Origin of the sequence: Christiangramia sediminis (assembly GCF_020552705.1) — a bacterium.
Lineage (GTDB): Bacteria > Bacteroidota > Bacteroidia > Flavobacteriales > Flavobacteriaceae > Christiangramia > Christiangramia sediminis.
Genome location: NZ_JAJBZG010000005.1, coordinates 287716 through 313789 on the forward strand (window position 1 = coordinate 287716; position 26074 = coordinate 313789).

General features: G+C 38.3%; 23 protein-coding genes. 10 read left to right on the plus strand and 13 right to left on the minus strand.

Annotation, left to right across the window (positions count from 1 at the left end; all coding sequences use genetic code 11):
• Positions 1-28: 28 nt before the first annotated feature.
• Genes LGQ90_RS10675 through LGQ90_RS10685 form a run of 3 tightly spaced genes read right to left on the minus strand, consistent with a single transcriptional unit; the run spans position 29 to position 2265 of the window.
• Positions 29-418 carry a hypothetical protein gene (locus LGQ90_RS10675; RefSeq protein WP_229340957.1) on the minus strand — a complete coding sequence of 130 codons (390 nt, stop codon included), beginning with the start codon at positions 416-418 and terminating at the stop codon, positions 29-31.
• Positions 419-439: 21 nt separating this feature from the next.
• A complete protein-coding gene (gene sufB, locus LGQ90_RS10680) occupies positions 440-1885 on the minus strand; it encodes a Fe-S cluster assembly protein SufB (RefSeq protein ID WP_229340959.1) in 1446 nt (481 codons plus the stop codon).
• 50 nt (positions 1886-1935) lie between these two features.
• Complete coding sequence (locus LGQ90_RS10685; RefSeq protein WP_229340961.1) at positions 1936-2265, minus strand: HesB/IscA family protein; 330 nt, start codon at positions 2263-2265, stop codon at positions 1936-1938.
• A 223-nt stretch (positions 2266-2488) separates the two neighbouring features.
• Here LGQ90_RS10685 and thiL point away from each other — a divergent pair, with 223 nt between their 5' ends.
• A complete protein-coding gene (gene thiL / locus LGQ90_RS10690; RefSeq protein ID WP_229340963.1) occupies positions 2489-3544 on the plus strand; it encodes a thiamine-phosphate kinase in 1056 nt (351 codons plus the stop codon).
• Here the strand turns inward: thiL and LGQ90_RS10695 are convergent.
• From LGQ90_RS10695 to LGQ90_RS10705, 3 genes are all read right to left on the minus strand, one after another.
• Positions 3541-3792, minus strand: coding sequence for a hypothetical protein (locus tag LGQ90_RS10695; RefSeq protein WP_229340965.1), 252 nt, complete (start codon positions 3790-3792; stop codon positions 3541-3543). The two genes, thiL and LGQ90_RS10695, sit on opposite strands and share 4 nt — an antisense overlap.
• A 72-nt stretch (positions 3793-3864) precedes the next feature.
• Positions 3865-4644: an alpha/beta hydrolase gene (locus tag LGQ90_RS10700; RefSeq protein WP_229340967.1), complete on the minus strand. Its 780-nt coding sequence runs from the start codon at positions 4642-4644 to the stop codon at positions 3865-3867.
• A 200-nt stretch (positions 4645-4844) separates the two neighbouring features.
• Positions 4845-6137 (minus strand): aminopeptidase P family protein, encoded by a 1293-nt coding sequence (locus tag LGQ90_RS10705; protein ID WP_229340968.1) that lies wholly within the window; start codon positions 6135-6137, stop codon positions 4845-4847.
• A 133-nt stretch (positions 6138-6270) separates the two neighbouring features.
• Here LGQ90_RS10705 and LGQ90_RS10710 point away from each other — a divergent pair, with 133 nt between their 5' ends.
• A complete protein-coding gene (locus LGQ90_RS10710; RefSeq protein WP_229340970.1) occupies positions 6271-6795 on the plus strand; it encodes a GNAT family N-acetyltransferase in 525 nt (174 codons plus the stop codon).
• 10 nt (positions 6796-6805) lie between these two features.
• Here LGQ90_RS10710 and LGQ90_RS10715 read toward each other — a convergent pair whose 3' ends face one another.
• The 3 genes from LGQ90_RS10715 to LGQ90_RS10725 are packed head-to-tail and all read right to left on the minus strand — an operon-like array spanning position 6806 to position 8538.
• Positions 6806-7096 carry a chaperone modulator CbpM gene (locus tag LGQ90_RS10715; protein WP_229340972.1) on the minus strand — a complete coding sequence of 97 codons (291 nt, stop codon included), beginning with the start codon at positions 7094-7096 and terminating at the stop codon, positions 6806-6808.
• The gene (locus LGQ90_RS10720) at positions 7093-8013 is read right to left on the minus strand and encodes a DnaJ C-terminal domain-containing protein (RefSeq protein WP_229340974.1); all 921 of its coding nucleotides are present in this window, start codon (positions 8011-8013) and stop codon (positions 7093-7095) included. Before LGQ90_RS10720 ends, LGQ90_RS10715 begins: the two co-directional genes overlap by 4 nt.
• A 15-nt stretch (positions 8014-8028) precedes the next feature.
• The gene (locus LGQ90_RS10725) at positions 8029-8538 is read right to left on the minus strand and encodes a DinB family protein (protein ID WP_229340976.1); all 510 of its coding nucleotides are present in this window, start codon (positions 8536-8538) and stop codon (positions 8029-8031) included.
• Between the two features lie 266 nt (positions 8539-8804).
• Between LGQ90_RS10725 and LGQ90_RS10730 the strand changes: the two genes are divergently transcribed.
• The 6 genes from LGQ90_RS10730 to LGQ90_RS10755 all read left to right on the plus strand — a co-directional run bounded on the left by LGQ90_RS10730 (position 8805) and on the right by LGQ90_RS10755 (position 15031).
• Positions 8805-9521 carry a succinate dehydrogenase cytochrome b subunit gene (locus LGQ90_RS10730; RefSeq protein ID WP_229340978.1) on the plus strand — a complete coding sequence of 239 codons (717 nt, stop codon included), beginning with the start codon at positions 8805-8807 and terminating at the stop codon, positions 9519-9521.
• A 3-nt stretch (positions 9522-9524) separates the two neighbouring features.
• Positions 9525-11528 (plus strand): fumarate reductase/succinate dehydrogenase flavoprotein subunit, encoded by a 2004-nt coding sequence (locus LGQ90_RS10735; RefSeq protein ID WP_229340980.1) that lies wholly within the window; start codon positions 9525-9527, stop codon positions 11526-11528.
• 82 nt (positions 11529-11610) lie between these two features.
• The gene (locus tag LGQ90_RS10740) at positions 11611-12354 is read left to right on the plus strand and encodes a succinate dehydrogenase/fumarate reductase iron-sulfur subunit (protein ID WP_229340982.1); all 744 of its coding nucleotides are present in this window, start codon (positions 11611-11613) and stop codon (positions 12352-12354) included.
• 78 nt (positions 12355-12432) lie between these two features.
• Complete coding sequence (locus LGQ90_RS10745) at positions 12433-13587, plus strand: methionine aminotransferase (RefSeq protein ID WP_229340984.1); 1155 nt, start codon at positions 12433-12435, stop codon at positions 13585-13587.
• Positions 13588-14223, plus strand: a complete 636-nt coding sequence (gene pdeM, locus LGQ90_RS10750; protein WP_229340987.1) for a ligase-associated DNA damage response endonuclease PdeM — start codon at positions 13588-13590, stop codon at positions 14221-14223.
• A 10-nt stretch (positions 14224-14233) separates the two neighbouring features.
• The gene (locus tag LGQ90_RS10755) at positions 14234-15031 is read left to right on the plus strand and encodes a tryptophan-rich sensory protein (RefSeq protein ID WP_229340989.1); all 798 of its coding nucleotides are present in this window, start codon (positions 14234-14236) and stop codon (positions 15029-15031) included.
• 19 nt (positions 15032-15050) lie between these two features.
• Here LGQ90_RS10755 and LGQ90_RS10760 read toward each other — a convergent pair whose 3' ends face one another.
• Entirely contained in the window at positions 15051-16406 is a 1356-nt protein-coding gene (locus LGQ90_RS10760; protein WP_229340991.1) for a dihydrolipoyl dehydrogenase family protein, read from the minus strand.
• Between the two features lie 144 nt (positions 16407-16550).
• Between LGQ90_RS10760 and mfd the strand changes: the two genes are divergently transcribed.
• Positions 16551-19928: a transcription-repair coupling factor gene (gene mfd, locus LGQ90_RS10765; RefSeq protein WP_229340993.1), complete on the plus strand. Its 3378-nt coding sequence runs from the start codon at positions 16551-16553 to the stop codon at positions 19926-19928.
• 134 nt (positions 19929-20062) lie between these two features.
• Here the strand turns inward: mfd and LGQ90_RS10770 are convergent, their stop codons facing one another.
• The 3 genes from LGQ90_RS10770 to LGQ90_RS10780 all read right to left on the minus strand — a co-directional run bounded on the left by LGQ90_RS10770 (position 20063) and on the right by LGQ90_RS10780 (position 24780).
• Positions 20063-20422: an endonuclease domain-containing protein gene (locus LGQ90_RS10770; RefSeq protein WP_262904367.1), complete on the minus strand. Its 360-nt coding sequence runs from the start codon at positions 20420-20422 to the stop codon at positions 20063-20065.
• Positions 20423-20563: 141 nt separating this feature from the next.
• Positions 20564-21943 carry a DUF5689 domain-containing protein gene (locus LGQ90_RS10775; protein ID WP_229340995.1) on the minus strand — a complete coding sequence of 460 codons (1380 nt, stop codon included), beginning with the start codon at positions 21941-21943 and terminating at the stop codon, positions 20564-20566.
• 11 nt (positions 21944-21954) lie between these two features.
• On the minus strand, positions 21955-24780 hold the full coding sequence (locus LGQ90_RS10780) for a TonB-dependent receptor (RefSeq protein ID WP_229340997.1): 2826 nt from the start codon (positions 24778-24780) through the stop codon (positions 21955-21957).
• A 113-nt stretch (positions 24781-24893) separates the two neighbouring features.
• Between LGQ90_RS10780 and LGQ90_RS10785 the strand changes: the two genes are divergently transcribed.
• Complete coding sequence (locus LGQ90_RS10785) at positions 24894-25952, plus strand: endonuclease/exonuclease/phosphatase family protein (RefSeq protein WP_229340999.1); 1059 nt, start codon at positions 24894-24896, stop codon at positions 25950-25952.
• Positions 25953-26074: the final 122 nt, after the last annotated feature.

The following is a 26074-nucleotide window of genomic DNA, read 5'->3' on the forward strand; positions in this document are numbered from 1 at the left end:
GAATCTGCCTCAGCAGATATTTAATTTTCTATTTTTTTTCTATTGTATCGGAAGCTTTTGCGACCTGAGGAACTTTAATAATTTCCCTTATCTCTATTACTTCCTCCCAACCTTCCTGCGCGGGATTTGGTAGTATTTTTGCTTTTACCGTTACCGGAATCATTTCAAAGTCATCTTGTTTCACCGGACTAACCTGGTCTGAGAGCACCTGAGACATAGAATCTAAAGTAACCCCATATACAAAACCATCTCCCCTTAATACTGCCGCGTCTGCCACATATATAAATTCTCCTTCCAGCACCTGAATACTATCCGGGACTTTTTCAGCCTGGGGCTGATCCATTAGCTCCCTACGATCTTCATCCTGACAGGAAAAGAGAATCATACTTAGTATCAATAATCCAAATAACTTCTTCATAACAGTATATCCTACTTGAATCTATCCTACGGAACCTTCCAGGGAAATTTCAAGTAGTTTTTGAGCTTCAACTGCAAATTCCATCGGCAACTTATTCAATACTTCTTTACTAAAACCGTTCACAATTAATGCAATCGCTTTTTCAGTATCAATACCACGTTGATTACAATAAAAGATCTGGTCTTCTCCAATCTTACTGGTAGTCGCCTCATGCTCTACCTGGGCCGATTTGTTCTTAACCTCAATATACGGGAAGGTATGCGCACCACACTTGTTACCCATTAACAGGGAATCACATTGCGAGAAGTTCCTGGCATTGTGAGCACGCCCGTTAATTTGAACGAGTCCACGATATGAGTTTTGAGATTTACCTGCCGAAATACCTTTAGAAATGATTGTACTCTTGGTATTCTTTCCAAGGTGGATCATTTTTGTTCCGGTATCTGCCTGCTGATAATTATTGGTTACCGCAATTGAATAAAATTCTCCTACAGAGTTATCTCCTTTTAAAATACAACTAGGATATTTCCAGGTTACTGCTGAACCAGTTTCAACCTGAGTCCAGGAGATTTTTGCGTTTTTCTCACAAAGTCCTCTCTTAGTAACAAAATTGAAAACTCCTCCCTTACCTTCTTTGTTTCCCGGAAACCAGTTTTGAACGGTACTATATTTAATTTCTGAACCATCCAGAGCCACAAGCTCTACCACAGCTGCGTGTAATTGATTTTCATCACGCGAAGGTGCAGTACAACCTTCCAGGTAACTTACATAACTATCTTCATCAGCAACTACCAATGTTCTTTCAAACTGGCCGGTTCCCGCCTGATTAATTCTAAAGTAAGTTGATAGTTCCATAGGGCAACGAACTCCTTTTGGAATGTAACAGAAAGAACCATCACTAAATACAGCAGAATTCAATGCTGCATAGAAATTATCTTTTTTAGGAACCACCGTACCTAAATATTTCTTCACCAATTCAGGATGTTCCTTGATAGCTTCAGAAATCGAACAAAAAATAATTCCTTTTTCAGCCAGGGTCTTTTTAAACGTAGTAGTAACAGATACAGAATCCATCACGATATCTACCGCGACTCCGGCAAGTTTTTTCTGCTCATCTATAGAAATACCCAACTTCTTGAAAGTATCCAGTAATTCAGGATCTACCTCATCCAGACTGTCGTATTTCGGTTTTTTATTAGGAGCAGAATAATAAGAGATATTTTGAAAGTCCGGTTTTGGGTAATGTACATTAGCCCATTCCGGTTCGATCATATCTTCCCAGGCGCGGTATGCTTCCAAACGCCATTCAGTCATCCATTCCGGTTCTTCCTTCTTTTTAGAAATTGCCCGCACGATATCCTCGTTCAAGCCCACAGGAAAAGTATCAGATTCTATGTCTGTATAAAATCCATACTCATACTCTTTGGTTTCGAGCTCTTTCTTTAAATCGTCTTCAGTATATGCCATTATTGCTAATTCTAACTAGATTAACGTCAATCTAAATTGACGTATTAATTTTACAGTGAAAAACTTTCACCGCATCCGCAGGTTCTTTGCGCATTGGGATTATTAAACACAAATCCCTTACCGTTCAATCCTCCTGAATATTCCAGGATAGTTCCGGCTAAATACAACACACTGCGTTTATCTACAACGATCTTTACCTCGTTATCTTCAAAGACTTTATCGCCTTCGGCCTGGCTCTTATCAAAATTCAATTCATAAGATAAGCCAGAACATCCACCACTCTTAACACCAACACGAACGTAGTCGGCCGAAGGATTGAAACCTCCTTCAGACATCAGGGCGGAAATTTTACTTTTAGCTTCTTCGCTAACTTTAATCATAACCTATAAAGATTAATTCTAAATTGGGCACAAATATACTACAAAGCATGTGTTTTACCATAGACTAAGCATATGTTTTAAGAATTGACTGATAGAGCCCATCAATCAAAAATCAAGCTTGCTTAAGATCCATTATCTACACTATTCTCACTTATAAAGCTTTCACTTCATTCTTCTTCATTGAATTTTATAATCGTACTTTTGCACTTTAAAATTCAATTGCATGTTTGAGAATAGTCAGGAAAGCAAGACAAACCTTTCAGAATTAGGTGAATTTGGTTTAATAGACCATCTAACCAAGAATTTTAGCCCCAAGCTGGAATCCACCATAAAGGCTATTGGGGATGATGCTGCCGTGCTTAATTTTGAAAATAAGCAAACTATCGTAAGTACCGACCTACTCGTTGAAGGCGTGCACTTTGACCTGGCTTATATGCCTCTTAAACATTTGGGTTATAAAGCCGTGATGGTAAATCTTTCCGATATTTATGCCATGAATGGAACAGCCACCCAAATTACTGTTTCCATTGCAGTTTCAAATCGTTTTCCTGTTCAAGCTTTAGAAGAATTATATGCCGGAATTCAGTTAGCCTCTAAAATATATAATGTTGATGTAATTGGAGGGGATACTACTTCTTCTACCTCCGGTTTAATGATAAGCGTGACTGCCCTTGGAATTGCTGAAAAGGAAGACATCGTATATCGTGACGGGGCAAAAGCAAATGACCTACTGGTTTTAACCGGTGATCTTGGAGCAGCTTACATGGGATTACAGGTTTTGGAACGCGAAAAAGAAGTTTTTAAGGCAAATCCAAATTCACAACCAGACCTGGATCAATACACCTATTTAATTGAAAGGCAACTAAAACCTGAAGCACGGAAAGATATTGGCCCACTACTCAAAGATCTTGAGGTAAAACCAACTTCTATGATTGACATTAGCGACGGACTTTCTTCTGAAATAATTCATCTTTGCAAAAAATCAAAACTTGGTGCTAATATTTTCGAGGAAAAGATTCCTTTAGATCCGGCAGTAATTTCGGTTTGTGAAGAATTTGAAATAGACAGCACCATGATCGCCTTGAGTGGTGGTGAGGATTATGAATTATTATTCACCATCTCACAGGACGACTACGATAAAATTAAAGGGAATCCACATTTAACCGTTATTGGCCATATGACCGAAGAAAATGAAGGCATGCACCTGGTTACTCGAGCAAATCAAAAACTGCCATTAATTGCAAGGGGCTGGAACTCTATGGAGAATAGAGAGGATTAAGAAGCTTTTGAAAAATACACCCGCCTGCGTCTTTTATGGATCTTGGCAAGATATTCATTGGTTTCTTTAAACTTTGGAGTTAACCGTGCTAAAAGTCCGTCCGCAGTATCGGTCATTTCCATCCCGCACTTTCTACATTTATATTCATGTACGTGATTGGTAATATTCTTTGACACTCTTAATTTATGCCCGAAAAGACTACAATGAACCTTGGCAAATGAAAATAAACTAGGGTTTGCTTTTTTCATATAAGGTTAAATTTCTGGTTTCTAGATTACTAAATTATAAAAAAAAGTTAATAGTTCGACAAAAAGCGTTAATTAATCGATGAAAAGCATAATTGTTCTTAAATTGTTCATATCTTCCATATAAGAATTATGCCCGTTTTCCATCTCATAAAACTCACAAGCACAATCCCCTGAAACCTCCGCTATTTCATTGATCTCCAATATAGGATCCTGTTTTCCGGCAGCGATTATTTTCTGGCCTGAAAAGCTTTTTAACTCCTCACTATAATTTGTACGATTTTTCATACCAATTAATGCTGCCTGAATATTTTTAGCCTTCATTTTAAGTGCCCGGGCTTTCAAATCTTGAATTTCTGAAGCAAATTTTCTTTTACTCTCTTCAGGATACAAATTTGAAATTGCCATACTTACATATGCCTCCTTATTTTTCCCGACCAACTTAACAGATCTTTCACGAATTTTTCGTTTTTCCACAGTGTCCCCAATCGGTGTTGAATTAATCAACATTACGCTCTTTAATATCATAGGAAAATTTTTCAGGAATTCCAAACTCACATAACCTCCCATGCTGTGCCCGGCAATACTAATTAACTCTATTTCAAGCTCCTTAAGCACCTTCCAAACGACCTCAGCCATGAGCTGCATACAATGTATTTTTGCAATTCCTTCCGATTTTCCATGACCAGGTAAATCAATGCAAATAACCTGCCGCTCCTTTTGGAGTTCTTCAACAATTGGATCCCAGATTTCTGAATCCTCTAAAAAGCCATGTAATAACACCAATGGCACTTTACTTCCCTCCCCCTGGCTTGTAAAATGAATTTTTGCTCCTTTAAATATTATTTCACTCATATAAAAAAATAAAAAACCGCGAACCCAGGAATAAAAATTCAGGAATTCGCGGTAAATAAAAAATTTCCAAAAACTGGTTATACAGATCTTTTGTTTTCAATTCCAGGAGAATATAAGATTAAATTTTTTATTTCTCTCTCTCCCTACCCTCTCCCAAGGGAGAGGTAAATCGCAAACTTCGATGCTAAATCATTGGTATATTAGGAATTCATGATATCCTCTATCTCCTCAATTTCTATAGGTATATTTCTCATTAAATTAAATGGCTCTCCTTTTTCCTGAATTACCACATCATCTTCCAGTCTAATTCCAAAACCTTCATCAGGTAGGTAAATACCAGGCTCTACTGTAAATACCTGATTTGCCTGCATTGGTTCAGTCAATATACCATAGTCGTGCGTATCAAGACCAATATGATGTGAAGTACCGTGCATAAAATACTTTTTATAAGCTGGCCAGTCCGGATCTTCATTCTGTACATCTGCTTTGTCAAGCAACCCAAGATCAAGCAATTCTGAAGTCATCATTTTTCCAACCTCAACATGGTATTCCTTCCACATAGTTCCCGGAACCAACATCTTGGTAGCGTCCTTCTTAACCTTATTCACCGCATTATAAACCTGCTTTTGCCGGTCTGTATATCTTCCCGAAACAGGAATCGTCCGGCTAAGGTCACTGGAATAATTTGCATATTCTGCGCCAGTATCCAAAAGAATAAGATCTCCTTCTTTACATTGATGTCTGTTCTCTATATAATGTAACACATTCGCATTATTCCCACTCGCGATAATTGGAGTATATGCGAAACCTTTTGAGCGATTTCTGATCATTTCATGATAGTATTCCGCTTCAATTTCATATTCCCAAACGCCGGACTTCACAAATTTCAAAGTTCTTCGGAAAGCTTTATCGGTGATATCACAAGCTTTTTGCATTAGATCCAGTTCAATAGGATCTTTTACTGAACGCAATCTCTGCAGGATAGGATTTGCTTTGGCTACCTGGTGCGCAGGATATTTTTCCTTACACCATTTAATGAATCGATCATCTCTGGTCTCCGTTTGATGATTCGCTCTATAGTGTTCATTAGTATTTAAATAAACCGTTTCACACTGCGTCATTACTTCGAAAAAGATCTTTTCAAAATCTTTCATCCAGTAAACCGTTTTGATCCCACTTACCTCAAGAGCATCTTCTTTGGTAAGCTTTGCTCCTTCCCAAACCGCAATATGCTCATTGGTCTCTGTAAGGAAAAGAATTTCCCGGTGTTTCTCTTCAGGCGCATCTGGAAATAAAACCAGAATACTTTCGTCCTGGTCTACCCCGCTTAAATAAAAGATATCACGATTTTGCTGAAAAGGCATGGTACTATCGGCACCAATTGGATAAATATCATTTGAATTAAAAACCGCCAGGCTTTTTGGCTTCACCTTCTGCATGAAGTTTTTGCGGTTTTTTATAAAGAGTTTCGAATCTATTCTATCATATTTCATAAATAAATCTTTTCAATTTTTTCAAAATTAAAGGAATTAAACGCAAAAGCTATTAAAGCTATTTAAAATTTTAAGTCATCTGGAGTTTTACTAATTTAGACTAGAAAAATTAATATAAACACCTGGCTTTTTAATGCAAATAGGGAATTATAAAACATTTGAGACCGAAAGGCTTTTAATAAGACCTACCGCCCTGGAAGACGCAAATTTTATTTTTAAACTATTAAATTCTCCAAAATGGCTTCAGTTTATTGGTGACCGCAAGATTAAAAGTATTAAGGATGCCGAAAATTATATTTCCACCAGGATGCATCCTCAACTGCAAAAAATGGGTTTCTCTAATTATACGATTCTTAGAAAATCTGATTTCACAAAAATTGGAACCTGTGGTTTATATAAACGTGAGGGTTTAAAAGATGTAGATCTTGGATTTGCTTTTCTTCCGGAATTTGAAAAAATGGGCTATGCTTTTGAGGCTACCAGTGAACTTAAAAAAGCTGCAAAAAAAGAATTTGGAATTTCCAGGCTTTGCGCTATCACCTTAGAGGAAAATACTGGTTCCAGAAAATTACTGGGTAGACTGGGTTTTAATTTCAGGGAAAAAACTCACTTGCCCGGTGACCCCACAGAATTGATGCTATTTTATATTGAACTTTAGTGGTATGATATCACTCATAAAGCCCCAAACGGTTTTTCAAGCGTCTGTTATCTTTCTGTAATTGCTTTATCTGCTGCAATAAATGATTTATTGCTTCCAGCCCTTCAAGGTTAATTTCCAGGTCATGATGCAACCGCATCATCTTTTCAAAATTCGCCAAATGATCACAATGAACATATTCTGTTTCTTCAATTGTAATTATTTCAATGATTCCGCTTTCGTAAAGTGAACTCACAAATTGACGCCCCACTTTATAGCGAACACAAATCTCTTCCGCAGGAATCAGATCTTCTTTTCTCATATTCCCGTTTTTTTAAGTTCCTGAAATAATTCTTTCTGTTTTTCAGATAAATGTTCGGGTATTTTCACTTTATAAGTAATATAAAGGTCTCCAAACTGATTTTCTTTTTTATACTTCGGAAATCCTTTCCCTTTCAATTTGACTTTAGTATCATTCTGAGTTCCCGGCTTAACCTTAAGTTTTACTTTCCCGTTAAAAGTATTTACCTGGATCTCTCCTCCCAGAACAGCGGTACTCAAACTTATTTCTTCAGTAGCGTACAGATTTTCTTTTTCTCTTCGGAAGGCAGTATCATTTAAAATATTAAAAGTAATATACAGATCTCCTTTAGGCCCACCCTGAACTCCGGGTCCGCCATGACCTTTGATCTTTATAGTCTGACCATTCTCAACCCCTGCGGGAATACTAAGCCTGATATTCTTGCCGTTGACTGTAATGGTATGTTTTTCGTCCTTATATACCTGGCTTAGTCTTAGCTGAAGTTCAGCATTAAAATCCTGTCCCTTGAAATGGGCGCCACGCTGTGAACCGCCAGCTCTTGCCCTGCCTCCAAACATCTGTTCAAAAAAATCTGAAAAAGTATCCTCATCAAAATTACCGCTATAGGATCTAGACTGTCCGCCACCACCAAAACCTCCAGCATAACCTCCCGAGGCCGCCTGTTGTTTTCTGGCCTCTTCAAATTGATCGGCATGCTGCCAGTCTTTTCCGTATTCGTCGTATTTTTTACGTTTTTCAGGATCGCTTAAAACTTCATTAGCTTCATTGATTTGCTGAAATCTCGCCTGGGCTTCTTTATCACTGGGATTGAGATCTGGATGATATTTACGCGCAAGCCGACGATAGGCTTTTTTTATATCTTCTTTACTGGCTGACTTATCAAGCTCTAAAAGTTTATAATAGTCTATAAAATCCATTTAATAAATCTGTTTTTAAGCTTTAAAAACACCTGAATCAATCTTCTTGTCTTTGAGCTGACTTTCAATTAGACCAATCTGCCCTAAATGGTAAATATCATGCTGAATAATACCATTTAATAAATATCCGAAATTATAATCTTTCCCGCTTACTTTATTTCCTAGAAAAGAATCATCTTTCTTCTGAAGTAAGATTTCATATATCCTACTTTGAGCCGCGACCAGTCTTCTTTTTAGATCTTCCCATTCTTCCTGAGATTGAACTTCAATTATGGGCCAGTCTTCCTTAGAATCTATTTCAATGTTATACTTTTCATTATTTCTCAACTTTTCAGCAGCAAAGGTTTTCCAGGCAATTAAATGCCCCACGATCTGAGCAACGCTGTGAGATTCAGGAATACAGGTCTTATACCCTATTACGTAAGGTACATTTTCCAATTTTCGCATTACCGACTCACCGTACCAGGGTTCACCTTCGAAAATTTCTGAAAGCGATTTTATAATTTCTTCAGTTCTATTTTTCATTGTAGGGTTTGATGAAAAAGAAAATTACAAAAATTGCTTTTTTCGCGCAGTTAAGTTTTTGCCAAAACAAGAATTTTGACCTCCGAAGATTCCTTTAAGAATTGTTTAAAAGTCTAATCTGCAAGGCACTCTGATTCAAAGCTTCAACAAATTATAAAGTACTTTAAATTAGTTCTAAATAGAGCTTAAAAAGACCGCCAAAGTTTGTTAAAAATTAGAAGGAAGCGTATTTTTGCGGCACTTTATCTAAATAATTCAAAACATTTATGGCGAAATCTGCCCTTTTAAAGTCATCATTGGCGAAAAAATACTGGATGGCTTTCACAGGCCTTTTCCTGTGCCTGTTTTTAGTAGGTCACCTTCTCGGAAATTTACAATTATTGCTGCCTGTAAGTGAAACGGCTAAGGATCAGTTTAATGAATACGCATTATTCATGACCACTAATCCGGCAGTTAAGGTTTTATCTTACCTAACGTATATAAGTATTATTTTCCATGCGATTGATGGTCTAATGCTGACTATCCATAACCGCAAGGCCCGACCTCAAGGTTACGTAAGTTTCAAGCCTTCAACAAACAGCATGTGGTCTTCTAGAAATATGGGGATCCTTGGTAGTATCATTTTAGCTTTTATCATTATTCACATGAGCATGTTCTGGGCTGAAATGAAATTTGGAGGTCTTGACGATACTATTTATACCACTGCGAATGGGGAAGAGGTGAAAGATCTTTATACACTAACTATCAAAACATTTCAGGATGCGCAGTATGGCCTAATTTGGGCTATTGCATATGGATTTGCAATGCTTGCTATTGCATTTCACCTGTCACATGGTTTTGCAAGCGGATTTCAGTCACTTGGTGTTAATCATCCTAAATACAATGGGTTTATAAGAAAGCTTGGTTATGCTTTTTCGGTCTTGGTACCCCTGGCATTCGCAGTAATACCTTTTTATATTTACTTTGTACTAGAAAAAATTTAAGCTATGGGAATATTTGAATCAAATGCACCTAAAGGCCCATTGGCAGAAAAGTGGACCAGTCATAAAAACTCAATAGACCTGGTAAACCCGGCTAACAAACGAAACATTGACGTTATCGTTGTGGGAACCGGACTTGCAGGAGGTAGCGCCGCGGCCACTCTTGCTGAACTGGGCTATAACGTAAAAACATTCTGCTACCAGGATTCTCCACGTAGAGCGCATTCTATTGCGGCACAGGGAGGAATCAATGCAGCAAAGAATTACCAGGGCGACGGTGATTCTGTATACCGTCTTTTCTATGATACTGTAAAAGGTGGGGATTATCGTTCCAGAGAATCCAACGTATACAGACTTGCACAGGTTTCCGGAAATATTATTGATCAATGTGTTGCTCAGGGAGTTCCCTTTGCCCGCGAATATGGTGGTCTTTTAGATAACCGTTCTTTCGGTGGAGTACTTGTATCGAGAACTTTTTATGCAAAAGGACAAACAGGACAGCAATTATTGCTTGGAGCCTATTCAGCAATGAACCGCCAGATAAACCGTGGTAAGATCCAGGCTTTTAACAGGCATGAGATGCTTGATGTTGTAAAGGTTGATGGCAAAGCTCGTGGAATCATCGCCAGAAATCTGGTAACTGGAGAACTTGAAAGACATTCAGCACATGCAGTTGTGATTGCTTCAGGAGGATATGGGAATGTATTCTTCCTTTCTACCAATGCCATGGGAAGTAACGTAACGGCTAGCTGGAAAATACATAAAAAGGGAGCTTATTTTGCCAACCCTTGCTTTACACAAATTCACCCTACCTGTATTCCGGTTTCCGGAGATCATCAGTCTAAATTGACGTTGATGTCTGAATCCTTACGTAATGATGGTAGGATCTGGGTTCCGAAGAAAAAAGAAGATGCTGAAGCGATAAGAGCCGGAAAGAAAAAACCAACAGAACTTTCAGAAGAAGAAAGAGATTATTACTTAGAGAGAAGATATCCCGCATTTGGTAACCTGGTGCCCCGTGATGTGGCTTCAAGAGCAGCAAAAGAACGTTGCGATGCAGGTTTCGGAGTAAATAAAACAGGAGAAGCGGTGTATCTGGATTTTAGTGCAGCGATCATGAGATATGGTAAAGAAGCTGCAACTACTCAAAAAATAAGCAATCCTACAGATGCTAAAATTCAGGAGCTTGGGAAAGAGGTTGTAGAAGCCAAATACGGTAACCTCTTCCAAATGTATGAGAAGATCGTGGATCAAAATCCATACGAAACTCCAATGATGATTTATCCTGCGGTACATTATACCATGGGAGGTGTTTGGGTTGATTACAACCTTCAAACCACAATTCCCGGATGTTACGCGATTGGAGAAGCGAACTTTTCAGATCACGGAGCTAACAGGCTTGGAGCTTCTGCTTTAATGCAGGGACTTGCTGATGGCTATTTCGTATTACCTTATACCATTGGTAATTATCTGTCTAACGATATTAGAACAGGAAAAATTCCAACTGATTCTGCTGAATTTGACGCTGCAGAAACAGAAGTTCGTGAAAGACTGGAAAAACTTATCAATACTAAAGGAACCAAATCTGTAGATCATTTCCATAAGATCCTTGGTAAGATTATGTGGAATAAGGTTGGAATGGCAAGAAATGCTGAAGGCCTTACGGAAGCGATCAAGGAGATACAGGAACTTCGTGAAGAATTCTGGAAAGACGTTCGGGTTCCTGGAAATACCATGGAAATGAATGCCGAGCTTGAAAAAGCAGGTCGTGTGGCAGATTTCCTTGAATTAGGTGAATTATTCGCTAAAGATGCGCTGCATAGAAAAGAATCTTGTGGTGGTCACTTTAGAGAAGAATATCAAACGGAAGAAGGGGAAGCTCTTCGTGATGACGAGAACTTTATGTATGTAGCAGCCTGGGAATATACAGGTAATCCTGCAGATGCTATTCTTCATAAAGAAGATTTAGATTATGAAAATATCCAGGTAAAAACAAGGAGTTATAAATAGATTTGAGATTTGAGATTGAAGAATTGAGACGAATGTCCCGATAATTCTAAGATCTCATTTCTAAATACTCAATACTAAAAGTATGAACCTTACATTAAAAATATGGCGTCAGAAAAACGCCGACACCAAAGGAAAAATGCAAACCTACGAGGTTTCAGATATTTCTGCTGATATGTCTTTTCTTGAGATGATGGATGTTCTTAATGAACAGCTTATCGAAAAGGGAGATGAACCTGTAGCTTTTGATCATGACTGTCGTGAGGGAATTTGCGGATCCTGTAATTTACAGATCAACGGTGAGCCTCATGGACCAGATCGTGGAGTTACAACCTGCCAGTTACACATGAGAAGATTCAAGGACGGTGACACCATCGTTATTGAACCTTTCAGAGCTAAAGCCTTCCCGGTAATCAAGGATCTGGTGGTAGACCGCAGTTCTTTTGACAGGATTCAGCAGGCCGGTGGATATATTTCTGTAAATACTTCAGGAAATACCCAGGATGCCAATTCAATTCCAGTTGAAAAGGAAAATGCTGATATGTCTTTCTATGCTGCAACCTGTATTGGTTGTGGAGCCTGTGTGGCGGCCTGTAAAAATGCCAGCGCCATGTTATTTACTTCAGCAAAAGTGAGTCAGTTTGCGCTACTTCCGCAAGGAGAAGTTGAAGCAGATCGCAGAGTTTTGCAAATGGTAGAGCAAATGGATAAAGAAGGATTTGGTAACTGTACCAATACCGGCGCATGTGAAATTGAATGTCCTAAAGGAATTTCTTTAGAGAACATCGCCAGAATGAACAGAGAATACTTGAAAGCAAGTGTAAAATAATCGCTTTCAGAATAAATATAGATGAACCCGGACTTTGCAGTCCGGGTTTTTTTATGCATTTTAATTAAAATTTGAACTATGTCCGGAATCTTCGAAATCAAATCAAAATTACCTGGTACCAAAACCAGCATATTTTCGATAATGAGTAAAATGGCCAACGATCATAATGCCATAAATTTATCTCAGGGATTTCCAAATTTTGAAACAGATCAAAAATTAAAAGATCTTGTGACCAGGGCAATGGAAGAGGGATATAATCAATATCCACCAGATTCCGGAGTGCAGGTTTTAAGAGAAGAGATCATCAAAAAGATCAGATCGCTCTATGGAAAAGAATACGATGTAGATTCTGAAATAACAATTACCTCCGGTGCGACGGAAGCTTTATACACAGCAATTACTGCCTTCGTAAAAAAAGGAGATGAAGTGATCGTTTTAAAACCAGCTTATGACACCTATGAGCCTACCATTAAATTAAATGGCGGAAAACCGGTTCAGATCCAGTTAAAGGGCGATAATTATAAGGTAGACTGGGAAGAAGTGAGATCGGTGATCACTTCAAAAACCAAAATGATCATTATTAATACCCCTCATAATCCAACCGGTACAATTCTTTCTGAAGAAGACATGCTTCAACTTCAAAATATCCTTTCAGAAACTGATATTATCCTTTTAAGCGACGAAGTTTATGAACATTTGATCTTTGACAAAGAACAACATCAAAGTGCCTCGAAATTTTCTGAGTTGTCTGAGCGATCCATTGTTTGTGCATCTTTCGGAAAGACATTTCATAATACAGGCTGGAAAACCGGATATTGTGTAGCTCCTGAAAATTTGATGAAAGAAATAAGAAAGATCCATGAAATTACCGTTTTTTCTGTAGTTCATCCAATGCAAAGAGCTTATGCTGAATATTTAAAAAATGCCGAAAATTATTTAAGTCTTTCTAAATTTTACCAGACCAAGAGAGATCTTTTTCTTAACTTGATAAAAGACTCAAAATTTACCTACACACCTTCAAAAGGAACCTACTATCAGCTTTTAAATTTTTCCGGGATAACCGATGAAAATGACGTAAATTTCGCGGAAAGATTAGTGAAGGAACACGGGTTGGCCTCTATCCCCGTTTCAGTTTTTAATATTAACGAAAAGGATAACAACCAGCTGCGCTTTTGTTTTGCGAAAACAGATGAGACACTGGAAAAGGCGGCGGAAATACTTTGCAAATTATAGATGAATTTTAACATTAAGATCCAGAATCAGGATTTTGTATTACACCCTTTTGGAGCGGTTTACTGGCCAGAACAGGAAGTATTACTGGTTGCTGATGTTCACCTGGGAAAGGTCTCTCATTTTAGAAAACATGGTAGCGCAGTCCCATTAAAAGCAACTTCTCAGAACTTTTTAAAACTGGATCAATTACGAAAAGAATTCGATCCTGAACACATTGTTTTTTTAGGCGATCTATTTCACAGCTCCATGAATATGGAATGGAATATGTTTGAGGAATGGATTGGTAGTATAGACAACCAGGTGCACCTCATTGCCGGAAACCATGATATTATTTCTCCCTTGAAATATCAGGCACTTGGAATAAGAATTTTCCCTGATATCAAGGTGGGAGGCTTCCATCTAAGTCATCATCCTGAAAATATCGCAGATCATTTTAATATTTGTGGACATATTCATCCCGGGTTTAAAATGCGAGGCAACGGAAAACAGTTAATAAAACTTTCTTGTTTCTTTAAAAGTCAGGACCAGATGATACTTCCTGCCTTTGGAGAGTTTACCGGAAATTATTTTATGGAACCAGAAGAAGGAGATCGTATCTTCGCTATTACCGGTAAAGAAGTTATTGCCGTTAAATAAAATTTTATAAATGATAAAAAGACTGGCAGTTTTTAACTTCCTCTCGGTAGTTATAGCCATAATCACCAATTTTTTCGCACAAACAGGAAGAATTAATAACACCACTATTGGTGAAGTAAGCGAGAAATATTCCAATTTATTCACCCCGGCAGATTATGCATTTTCTATCTGGGGTTTAATTTACCTGGGATTGATTGCCTGTTCGGTTTTCATGCTCTACCAGGCTTTTACCAACGGCAAGTACACAGATTTTATTAAAAACACTTCCATCTGGTTCATTGTCGCCAATATTGGCACTAGTCTCTGGGTGGTGGCCTGGCTTTATGATTTCACAGGTTTATCGGTAGTTCTCATGTTCCTTGTTCTGGCTAAACTTTTAAAACTGATCCTTAATAATGATATGGAAATCTGGGATGCTCCTTTTAAAGTCATATTTTTTTACTGGTGGCCTATCTGCTTATTTTCAGGATGGATCACGGTAGCCAGTATTGCCAATATGGCTGCCTGGTTAACCGAAACTGGCTGGGACGGGGCAATCTTTTCGGAAACGGACTGGACCGTGATTATGATTGGGGTTGCTGTTATTATTAACCTTCTTATGATCTATATAAGGAACATGCGGGAATTTGCCGCGGTAGGAGTTTGGGCTTTAATCGCCATTTATATAAGACACCAGGGGACCGAAGAATTTATAGCAAAAACCGCCCTCGCCGGAGCTATACTTATATTTCTGAATATTGCCTATCATGGTTTTATCAATCGGAAAACCAATCCCATGTATAAAATGCTGAATGGAAATAAGAAATAATAGGTATTACTTCTGAACTTTAGACCATCGCTTTTATATCGCTCGCCCAGCTTGGATAGGAAAAGATCATTCCTTTTAAGGTTTCGCAATTTAGCTTTCCGCACATAGCCATCACGAACATATTGATCATTTCACCGGCATCTGGCCCTAGCAAGTGAGCACCCAGCACCAACCCGGTTTCTTTATCAACCAGGGTTTTATAAGCATAATAATCATCATTGATCCTTTTTGCATTAAACCATTTGGGAACCAGTTTCTGCTCTACCTTAAAATCATAGCCTTTTTCCCTGGCCTGCTTTTCATTTAATCCTACTGAAGCCAGATTAGGTAAGGTAAACACTACGGAAGGTTGCGGGGGATAATCTACAGTTTTCGCCCTATTTTTATTCAAAATATTACCTGCAACAAGTCTGGCTTCTTGAGAAGACAATGGGGTTAATGGCAGACCTTCACTTGCCGAAACATCTCCACAGGCATAAACATTTTTATTTGTTGGGCTCTGTAAATGTTCATTTACGGTAATTCCTTTATTAGAAAAATCAACATTCCCTTTTTTCAGATCCAGATCATCAATAGAAGGAACTCTTCCGGCAGTGTTCACCACGAGTTTTGCCTTTATTTCAATCTCTTTTCCTTTCTGATTTGCTATAACCCTGTAATTCGTTTGTAATTTCTCTACTCCTGTGACTTTAGCATCAAAAATGAATTTAATCCCGATCTCTTCGGAAGCTTGTTGAAGATGTCTCACCATATCCTCATCAAAATTATTCAGCGCCCTGGATTCACCATCAAGTATGGTCACATCAACTCCACATCTTGCTGCAATATGCGCGAATTCCATCCCTATATAACCCGCACCTATAAAGATCATGCTTTCAGGAAGTTCTTCTAATTCCAGGAAATCATCACTGATAATGGGTAGCTCTCTTCCGGGAATTGGCAATTCCATTGCTTTATTTCCTGTAGCAATAACGATCTTTTTGGCCTTGACCGTCTTGCCTTCTACAGACAAGGTATTTTCATCTAGAAATTTAGGAGATTGATGGTACATTTTTATCCCCAGTTCTTTCATGTCCTTTTCAGTTGCAGCAGGAACTGCACTGGTAAAGGTTTTTTTGAACTCCATGAGATCTTTCCAGCTGAACTCAGGCATTTTTGTGATGCCGTGACCTTCCATTTTGCCAGCCCTGTCCAGAATTTCTGTTAGTCCAACCAAAACTTTCTTAGGATCACAGCCCCGATTTGCACAGGTACCGCCAAATTCACGATTATCGGCGATTGCCACTTTTAAACCTTCAGCAACAAATTCTTTAGCGACACTTTTTCCGGCAGTTCCAGTTCCGATCACAAAAACATCAAATTCCTCAATTCTCATAATTTCCCTTGATTTTCAGTGAAATTAGCCAACTTCCCATTGATTATGCGTTAGGAAAATGGTAAAAGTTAGTAAATGCTATTTAATCGTTAAAAATCAATTAACTGGTTGTAAGGCAATTTCGTGGAATTTATATTTGCAGCAATGAGTACAAGTCTTATCGCCCAGAAATTTTCACGGTCCCCGCAACAGCAGGAACTGCGAAATGCCATTGCCAGTTCCGAAAAAAATCACTCAAATATTCATCTTAAAGGCCTGGTAGGTTCTGCATTATCATTTGTAGTAGCAGATGCTTTTAAAGAATCTGAACATCCTTTTTTGATGATTTTTAATGATAAAGAGGAGGCTGCTTATTATCTAAATGATCTCGAGCAGCTGGTTGGCGAAAAGAATGTACTTTTTTACCCCGGCAGTTATAGAAGACCTTACCAGATAGAAGAGACCGACAATGCGAATGTGTTGCTACGTGCGGAAGTTCTAAACCGAATAAATTCCAGGAAAAAACCGGCTTTAATTGTCACTTATCCCGATGCTTTATTTGAAAAAGTGGTTACCAGAAAGGAACTGGATAAAAGCACACTGAAAATTGCCGTTGGGGACGAGCTTTCTATAGACTTTGTAAACGAGGTCCTTTTTGAATATCAGTTCAAAAGAGTTGATTTTGTTACCGAACCCGGAGAATTCTCGGTGCGTGGGGGTATTATCGATGTGTTTTCATTTAGCCACGATGAACCTTACCGGATCGAGTTTTTCGGGGATGAAATAGACAGCATCAGGACCTTTGATGTAGAAACTCAACTCTCTACAGATAAAAAGAAGAAAATTTCTGTCATGCCGAATGTCGAGAATAAACATCTTGACGAGGTTAGAGAAAGCTTTCTGAAATATATTTCAGCCAGGACCATTGTCTTTATTAAGAATCTCGACCTGCTTTCAGCCCAGGCTGACAAGCTTTATAAAAAAGCAGAGGAGGCTTTTAAGGAACTTTCAGATGATGTTAAACATAGTGAACCTCAAGAACTTTTTTGTAACGGTGAGCTTATTAAAAAACAATTACTGGAATATTCCTCCGTGGAATTAAGCACCCAGGCCTTTTTGAAAGCTGAAGAGACCATAACTTTCAATACGAAGCCTCAGCCTTCTTTTAATAAGCAATTTGAATTACTCATTGAAAACCTTATTGAAAATCAGGAAGCCGGATATACAAATTTTATCTGCTGTGTAAGTGAGCAGCAGGCAAAGCGTTTTCATGATATTTTTGATGACCAGGAAAAACAGGTGAAATATCAGACTCCGGTTTTTTCAATGTTCCAGGGATTTATAGATGAAGATTCAAAAACAGTTTGTTATACAGATCACCAGATCTTTGAGCGTTATCACAAGTTCCATTTAAAGAATGGGTACGCCAAAAAACAGGCAATCACTTTAAAGGAATTGACCAATCTTGAGGTCGGGGATTATGTGACCCATATAGATCACGGAATAGGAAAATTCGGCGGACTTCAGAAAATAGATGTAGAAGGCAAAAAACAGGAAGCTATTAAATTGATCTATGGTGAAAGGGATATTCTATACCTAAGTATCCACTCGCTTCATAAGATCTCAAAATTCAACGGAAAAGACGGGAAACCACCAAAGATCTATAAACTGGGTAGTAATGCCTGGAAAAATCTTAAGAAGAAAACCAAGGCTCGGGTAAAACATATTGCCTACGACCTTATAAAACTTTATGCAAAACGCAGGTTAGAGAAAGGTTTCAAATATGATCCAGACTCTTATTTGCAACATGAACTGGAGGCCTCTTTTATGTATGAAGATACGCCAGATCAAAGTTCAGCTACGGCAGCGGTAAAAGCAGATATGGAAAATGAACGTCCCATGGACCGGCTGGTTTGTGGAGATGTTGGTTTCGGTAAGACTGAAATAGCCATTAGAGCTGCTTTCAAGGCAGTAGATAATAACAAGCAAGTGGCGATATTGGTTCCTACCACAATTCTTGCTTTTCAGCATCATCAAACCTTCACTGAAAGATTGAAAGATTTTCCGGTAAGGATAGATTACCTGAACCGTTTTAGAACGGCTAAGGAACGCAAAGAGACGTTAGCCGATCTTGAATCTGGAAAAGTTGATATTATAATCGGAACCCACCAATTAGTTAGTAAAGCGGTCAAATTCAAAGATCTTGGATTGCTGGTTGTGGATGAGGAACAAAAGTTTGGGGTAGCTGTAAAAGATAAATTAAAGACGATCAAAGAGAACGTAGATACACTAACGCTCACGGCGACACCAATTCCGCGAACACTTCAGTTTAGTTTGATGGCCGCGCGAGATCTTTCTACGATCACAACTCCACCTCCCAACCGTTACCCGATTGAAAGTCATGTAGTACGTTTTTCTGAAGAGACCATTCGCGATGCTATTTCTTATGAAATTCAGCGCGGCGGCCAGGTTTTCTTTATTCACAATAGAGTGGAGAATATCAAGGAAGTTGCCGGAATGATCCAGCGATTGGTGCCTGATGCTAAAATTGGCGTGGGTCATGGGCAGATGGAAGGTAAAAAACTGGAGAAATTAATGCTCAGCTTTATCAATGGAGAATTTGATGTACTGGTTTCTACCACTATCGTAGAAAGCGGACTTGATGTTTCTGAAGCGAACACCATTTTTATTAATAACGCCAACAATTTTGGGCTTTCAGATCTGCATCAAATGCGTGGACGTGTAGGCCGAAGCAATAAAAAAGCATTTTGTTATTTCATTACTCCGCCATATTCAGCTATGACCGAAGATGCCAGAAAGCGTATCACCGCGCTGGAGCAATTTTCGGAACTGGGCAGCGGATTCAACATCGCCATGAAAGATCTGGAGATTCGTGGTGCCGGTGACCTGTTGGGTGGTGAACAAAGCGGATTCATAAATGATATTGGTTTTGATACTTATCAAAAGATCCTGAATGAGGCTATTGAAGAACTGAAAGAAAATGAATTCCGTGATCTATATGCCGAAACTGAAGATTTAGAGCACAAGGATTTTGTTAAAGACACCCAGATTGACACCGATTTTGAGCTGTTGTTCCCAGATGATTACATCAACAACATCAGTGAAAGATTGAATCTCTACACCAAACTGAATGAACTAAAAACCGAGGAAGAACTGCAAAAATTTGAAGCAGAATTGGTAGACAGGTTTGGTGAATTACCTACCCAGGCCGTGGATCTGTTGAATTCTGTCAGGATAAAATGGATCGCGGCGAAAATAGGATTGGAACGAGTGATCATGAAAAAGAACAAGCTGGTAGGTTATTTTATCGCTGATCAGAAATCAAGGTTTTATCAAACCAATAATTTTACAAGAGTGCTGCAATATGTGCAAACGCATAGACAGAATTGCACCATGAAAGAAAAAGAAACCCGGGGCGGACTCAAACTTCTGCTGACATTCGACAGAATTACTTCCGTAGAAAAAGCATTGAAGGTATTACAGCCGTTGGATTTTAGGGAGAAGAAAGAAGAAGTTGTCTGACCCATCCGTCATGCTACGCCTGACACCTTCCCTATTTTAGGGAAGGAGCAGATTGGAGCAAAATCAAATTTTGTTTTCAAAATAAATAAGGCTCCCATCCTATTTATAGGAGGGGTGTCCGAAGGACGGGGTGGTCAGTTTCTAAAATTTTCTTTTATTTCTTCCAGAACCGAATGTAAATTTTCAAAAACCAGTCTATTCTCAAACCTTATCACTTTAATGCCAAGTTCATTTAAGTCTTCAGTTCTTTTCTTATCGTATTCCCTGGTTTTTTCATTGAAATGAACCTGACCATCGAGTTCAACCACAAGCCTTTCTTCCGGACAATAGAAATCTGCAATATAGTTTTCAATGCTATGTTGCCTTCTGAATTTCCTATTCTCAAGTTTTTTATTTTGCAGTTGCTTCCATAAAAATGCTTCCGCAGGAGTAAGTGATTTTCTCAATTTCTTGCGATAGGGTTCCAGATATTTTCTATTGTGAATTCTTTTCATAATAATTCCAGTTTTGCGCCTTCCGTCATGCTGCGCCTGACACCTTCCCTATTCTAGGGAAGGAATTTTTTTGTTTTTTTGCTCCCCTCCTAAAGTTTAGGAGGAGTGTCCGCCACAGGCGGACGGGGGGGTCAGTTATTTTTATTCACCTAAAATCCTAATATTATCCAGATCATAAGTTGTGGTCTTGTCATAAGTAGAACCCAGATATCTAAAACCAACCCAAACCTTTCCATCCAGACAGGAGATATCAATTTTAGAATTTTTGAAAATTGTTGAATTAGAACTCGAAGGACCTAAAGGAATATTTGCATCCAGTTCTGTCCATTCTGTGGTGCGAGGGTCGCCAGAATATTCCTGAGTAATAAATACTTCTAATATCAACCCTTTGTCAAAAGATGAGCGAATATCAAAACTCAAAATCTCATTTACAGAATTATTTAGATCAACCGCCGGAGTCACCAGCCAGGCCTCCAGCGGACTTTCATTGGTATTATAAGCCGAAATTCTTAAAATACGATTCCCGCTCGAGAGCATAGGTTTAAATTTCACTTCTCCCCCGCTTACATTTATATTCGTCCAGCCCCTTGAATTAAGCGTTGTATTAGAAGTGACCCCTTCAAAATTCTCCTCAAAAATTATTTTTGATCCCTCGTTAGAATCACTTCCGCAGTCTAAATACTCTGTATCACAGCGTTCTCCGGTCATTTCAAGAGCATCGGGAGAATTGACAATAATCACATAATGTTCATCGTAAAAATCCCGGGAAAGTATTCCTTCCACACTTCCAGAGCCAGAAGGAATAAGAAGTGATTTGAAATTTGAAAAAGTACTCGTGCTAAGTAAAACAGTTTCACCTGTTTCACAACTTTCCAGCTGGCGTTCCCCATCATATTGATCGGCTGGATTTGAAGCAAATGAAAAAACCTGATTTTCTTTTACAAGATTTCTGTCAAATTGGATATCCTGAATTCGTACATATAAATTTTTTAGATCAGGATTAAATTCTGAAATTTCAATGTGAAGAGGTACGATCTCGCTTGTAATTTCAGATCTTATAATATGATCGTCTATTAAAGAATTTGGAATGGACATTACATCTCCCCTATTCTGAATCCCAAGCTGTAAAACGCCGTTATTATACCATAAGCTCAATCCATCCAGCTTCACATAGATCTTCCTTCCAAAATTAAAAGTGTCAAAAAGCGAATTATGATCCAGCAATAAGTGTATTCCTGAAGTTGGATTTGAAGCTTTGTCCTGAACGATCAACTCCTTATAGAAGTTACCGCCGGCATCACTGGAAATCACATAGGCCTCGAACCAGGTATCTGTATCCCTAAATGTATAAATAGCTTCAGTTTCAAAATTGAAATTTCCCTTTACCGCAGCGATATTTGTTAGATCACCTTCAATCTCGATTTCTGTAATTTCCAGAGCTGGCATTTCAAAATCATCTGTTTTCACACATCCCAGAAGGCTAAAAACCATCAACAAACTCAAAATTTTAATATGCTTCATTTTTCCTTCGATTAAAACCTTAAATAAATATTCGCAAAGAAAGTAGTTCCCTGCCCGTACCAGTATTTGTTAGAGAAGAGTGGTAGATCACGATCAAAATCCTCTTTCAGATTTCTGTAATTTGAATTTCTAGCCTGCTCATAGCCCCCACTTTTATAAAAAACATCAAAAATATTATTCAGGCTAATAAAGGTACCGAGGTAGTTATCCTTTATACGCCAGGATTTTCCTCCCACGATATTTGTCAAAAAATAATCTTCGAATTTTTCCTGTTTCAATAATTCCGATGCGATATTCGAATCATAATCAAGGAGTGGAAGACCGTCATAATCCTGTTGAAAATTAAGCGTACGAGTAAGCGGATTTATATCTACAAACCCATTGGCAAAATAATTATGACTAATCCCAAACCACCAGAAATCTGGATCGCGATATTCAAATCCTATTTGTGCAGCAGTTTGAGGGCCTCCTGGTAAGTGATAATTTTTTAGATAGGCTTTGCCATAATCTAAATTTGATTGAAAACCCGCCGAATTTAGAGATAGGTTTGGATTATTCGCATAGACATATTCTCCTAAGGCCAGCGCTGCTTTTAACTTTATAGTGGAAGTGATCTGAGATTCTGCACCAGCCTCCAGGCCATAATATTTTTTATTCAATCCACTAAGGACTTCCTGAACAAAAGCTGCCGTAGTTTCCCGTTCAAGACCGGAAAGGCCCTCTGCAAAATAATAAGAAACCTCTGTGATATTATTGATCTCGGTATAATATCCTGTGATCCTGAAATTTAAAAATGAAGATCTATACCTGTAGGAGAGGTCTCCCGTTAAAATCTGTTCACTGGAAAGATCATCCACCAAAAGATCATTTTGCCTGGGATTTATAAATGCATTCCTAAAACCCGTGGCTTTGGTGAAAAATCCTGAATTGATCTCAAGATTCTGCCGCCCTGATATTTTATAGATCGCACCAGATTTTATTCCAAAATTTAAAAATTCAGCATCTTTACTTCTCCCCAGGGAACTTTCAGGAAAAACACCATTTTTATATTTCCCACTTCTTTGATAACCTACAGCCTCAACATTTCCCGATAAATAGATCTCAAACTTTCTTTCTGTCCATTGTAACTGAGTAAATAACTCGCTTTCCCGGGCTTCAACTTCATAATTATACTTATACCTTTCTCCTTCAGAAACCAGCCTGTTTAAGTTTTGTAAATCACTTTGGGCGGCGAGCCCGGTTACATCCCCAAATTCATCCTGCACAAAAATATCTATATCTAAAAACTGATTTCCGCCCAACAGATCTTTTATTCTGGCAAAATTTGCACTTTTCAGGCTTTGATATCTCAAAGAAGAATTCAATTTCAAATTATTACGCAGCTCCCAGCTTAGGTTAGAATTTACAGCAAATTGATTGTCTTTATTAACGTCTTCAGCAAGCACATATATGGAGTTTCCAGCGCTGGCATTAGCATTGGTATTGGCCAGATATAGAGAATTCCAATCTAATTGTCCATTTTCAGCAATTTCGTTGCGGGCGCGAAAAGCAGATTCAAAGTTCTGATCATCCTGAAATCTTAGGAAATAGGATGGTAATTTTTGATAATACGAAGGATCTGGATTTGCTCCGCCGCCTATAAAACTATTTTGAGCATTCGCAACATTCAGGCTGGTTCCTCCATAATCGATCCTGGAATTTGAAATCTCTCCGAACTGATAGGAAATACCGGTATTCAGTTTTATTTTTTCTGAAAGATCCCAGCTATGGTTAAGCATTAACACAGGTTCCTTAATTTCTCTGATTCTGGAATTACGAATTTCATCATTCTGAAAACCCCAATAAGGATTATAAGTTCTGCCCTTAAGATCCAGCACTTCCTCAGTGATCGCCGCAGATCGCCCACGGGTATTCGGCGTATAGATGCCACTGAAATTCAAGAAATGGTCTTTACCCAGTTTCTTTTCGGCAGAAACAAAAACTGAATTTGCACTATACAAGGTTCCATCGATATAAGCTTCTTCGGCAAAGCGTCTTCCCAAGGAAACCGCATAATACCAGCCGTTTTGTTGTTCCCCGGAAGCATAGGTAGCCATTATTCGCCCGGTATAACTTCGGTTTGCACTGGCTAAAGAAAGCCTTCCTCCTTTTTGATATTTAGAAGCTCTCATAATAATATTGGTGGTACCGCCGAGTCCGCCAAACTGAAAATCATTTGCGGCTATTCCATTAGAAAAGATCTGGTTGCGCTGTACATCATTTAAACCGCCCCAATTAGCCCATAGCGGCCTGCCGTCATACATTTTATTCATTTCAAGGCCGTTTATGAGGATCTTTCCATATTCTGACCCTAGACCTCGGGGACGGAAAAAAGTCTGACTAAAATCGAAGGCAGCGGCATTGAGGAATACATCGCGGGATGACTGAAGGATACCAGAAATATTATCGAATTCGCTCTCGTCTGAAAGTAGTTCGGCATCAGACAGGCTTATGGTATTTTGATGAGTTAGTTCAAAAGTTGGGTCGGGTTCCAGCAGAATGCTTTCGAAGGTCTTTTCAGCAGTAGACAAATTAACAGGAATTCGCTTGAGAAGATATCCAGGTTTGTCAATTCTTAAGATATACTCCCCAAAGGTAATATTATTCAACTCCAGACTGAATTCACCTTCTGAATTGGAATAAGCTTCGCTAAAAAAACTCTCGATGGAAACTTTTACTTGTGGTAAGGGCACTTCGGTAAAAGCATCTGCAAATTTACCATTTAAAGTAATTTGCTGGGAATTTCCAGACATGCCTATTAGCATGGCTAGAAAAACCAGAATAAACCTTATGTACATTTAATTGCCCCAAAATAAATATTAAATTTTCTACCGGTTAAATATATAATAAACTTATATTCAGTACTTTAAAAAAATGATTTATTTTTAAATTCTTTATAAATGTCTTTCAAATGAATTATAATATTTTTCTGATTCTGAGCATTTATCTGCTTTTTCAGCCCTTATATAGTCAGGAAAAAAAAGAGTATGAAATACAAAGCATTGCATTTTATAATGTAGAGAACCTATTTGATATCCATGATAATCCGGAAACATTTGATGATGATAGAACCGAAAGTGGTAAGGACGTCTGGAATGCGGAAAAATATTCTCAAAAACTCGATAATATTAGCCGGGTGATTTCTGAAATAGGACAAGAGGTAACAAAAGAGCCTCCTACGATTATTGGCCTTTGTGAAATTGAAAATAGAGCAGTTCTGGAAGATCTAATAAATCATCCAAATTTGAAAGATTATCATTATGGAATAGTTCACTACGAATCCCCGGATGAACGCGGGATCGATGTTGCCCTGCTTTTTCGAAAAAAATATTTTCAGCCCTTGGATTCTAAAGCCAGAAAACTTGTAATATATGAAGCGGACAATCCTGGTAACCGGGATTATACCAGGGACCAGCTAGTTGTTTCAGGTCTTTTAAATAAAGAGGAAATTCATTTTATAGTCAACCACTGGCCTTCCCGGGGAGGTGGGGAAGCCCGAAGTGCTTACAAAAGGGAAAAAGCTGCTTATTTAAATAAGAGGATCATTGATTCGCTGATAAAATTAAATCCTGAAGCCAAGATCATTTCTATGGGAGATTTTAATGACGATCCCAGTAATAAAAGTTTTAAAAAGATATTGAATACGAAGGCGGGAAAGAACAATATTCTAAGCACCGAACTTTTTAACCCAATGGAAAATATGCTTAAACAGGGAAAAGGAAGCCTGGCTTACAGGGATTCCTGGAACCTTTTTGATCAATTTTATATGACCGGAAATCTTGTTTTAGGTAACGATACAGGCTATCAATTTTTTAAGGCCGGAATTTTTAACAGACCATACCTAATCACAACTAATGGTCAATTTAAGGGTTATCCCGCGCGCACCTATGGATATTCAGGATATGAAGGCGGTTACAGCGATCACTTTCCGGTTTATATTTATTTAATACGAGCTGTAAATCAAAATTAAAAAAGCTCTGGAAAATTCAGAGCTTTTTTGAAAGTTATGAGATCATATAGATCCTGTCCTAATTCTTTATTTTTCATAAATCCAAACTTCGACAAGCTCAGTTTGGCATCTATTTTTTAATG